Here is a 1,838-nt window from a genome sequence, read left to right as displayed (position 1 = left end):
GCAGCAACCCGCTCCTCAAACCGCTCATGCAACGTGCCAGGACCACCCACCTCAACAACCGTGTCATTCCACTCCCCCAACAGCCGACGCCGCTCGGTCTCGTCCAGGACCTCCACCCGGTGGAGCAGGGTGCCGGGGGCTGATTCGAGTGCTACGACCATGTGCTCGGCTGTCACGCGCACGAGTTCGCACATCGCCTGTGGATCGATCGAGGCCGCGGTCTGGGCGGTGATCGTGAACGCGCCGCCGGTGTCGTCGACGGAGACGGTGACCGGGTAGTTGGTGCGCTCATGGGCGTGCACCAACTCGATGCCTTCCAGCACCGTACCCGCGCTGGAAGCCTCGTCGAAGTCCTGACTGTGCCGGTAGTTCAGCAGTGAGGTGAACAGAGGTGTGCGAGCCGGCACGCCACTGAGCTGTTGGGCCAGGGAGAGCGGGGCGTGTTCGTGGACGACGAGGTCGGCCAACTGGTCCCGCACGCCGGAGACGGCTTCGGCCACGGTGGCCGAACCACCGCGCACCCGTACCGGCAAGGTGTTGATGAACAGGCCGGGTATGCGGTCTGCTCCGGCTCCGGCGTGCATACGGCCGAACAGGACGGTGCCGAAGACGACGTCGTCCCGTCCGGACGTCGCAGCCGTCACACGGCTCCATATGACGTGGAACAGCGTGGCCGGGCTGGTGCCGTGGCGCCGAGCCTGTTCCCGCAGGCGGCCGGAGAGTGCGGAGTCCAGCGGCAGCGACGCCTGGGCGACGCCGGAGCCGTCGCCATGGACCTCGAGGACGCCGTACGGAGCGGAGGGCTCGGTCACGTCACCCAAGAGGGAGGCGAAGTAGGCCTCGTGTTCCTCCTGCGGCACGCCCAGATGCGCCTGGGCGACCACTTCGCGGAACGGCAGCGGCGCAGGCAGCTCGTTCTCCCTGCCGTCGAGTATCGCGCGCACTTCCTCCAGTACGACGGAGAGTGCGGTGTGGTCCTGGATCATGTGGTGGAACTGAAGAACGGCATGCAGCTGCTGTCCTTCGTCCGGTTCGGTGACGTGCAGGCGCACCAGAGGCGCCGTACGCAGGTCCATCACGGAGGGACAGGCCGCCAACAACCGCTCCACCACGGTTCCGCCAGGCTCCGGCCGGAGGGTGATGACGGGGATCTCGGCGTGACGCAGCACAACCTGGACGGGCTCTGCGATTCCTTCCCAGAGGACGGCGGTGCGCAGGATGTCGTGCCGGTCGACCACTTTCTGCAACGCCGAACGGAAACGGTCGAACCGTTTCCGGGAGTCGAAGCGAAGCACCACCGGCAATACGTAGACGTCGTCGCCACCGCTGGCGGTCATGAGGTGGTGGAACAGGATGCCTTCCTGCAGAGGCGCCAGCGGGTACACGTCCGCGGTGTTGGACACGCCGCCGGGAATCTGGGTGAGGACCGACTCCACCTCCTCCGCGCTCAGGTCGACCAAGGGCAGCATGTCGGTAGTGATCGCCACCGCGTTCGTCGGGATGAGGTTGGGGGGCACCGCCACCGTGGCGCGCCCGGCCGCCGCAGCCAGACTGGCCACGGTCGGGGCGGAGAACAGGGTCCGTACGTCGATCGACACGCCGCGTTCACGGAGACGCTCCACCAGGGTGACGCCCAGCAGGGAGTGTCCGCCGAGGGCGAAGAAGTTGTCGTCGATGCCGATGGGGGTGTCGATGCCGAGGACCTGGCCGAAGAGGGTGCACAGGAGTTCTTCGCGTGGATTGCGTGGGGCGCGATAAGTGCCGGAGCCCGGGGCTGGGTTGGGTGTGGGCAGGGCTTTGCGGTCGAGTTTGCCGTTCGGGGTGAGGGGAAGCGCCTC

Annotated in this window: 1 protein-coding gene; it reads right to left on the bottom strand. The window is 67.5% G+C overall.

Going from position 1 to position 1,838, the window contains the following annotated elements; translation table 11 throughout:
* Nucleotides 1-1,838 (bottom strand): condensation domain-containing protein (locus ABZ027_RS43145; protein ID WP_356778592.1); only part of this gene is annotated, 1,838 nt, incomplete at both ends.

The sequence above is a fragment of the Streptomyces sp. NPDC006332 genome (genome assembly GCF_040612855.1).
In the GTDB taxonomy this organism is placed as follows: domain Bacteria; phylum Actinomycetota; class Actinomycetes; order Streptomycetales; family Streptomycetaceae; genus Streptomyces.
The sequence above is the reverse complement of the archived record's forward strand: the minus strand, read 5'-3'. Positions and strand labels throughout refer to the sequence as shown.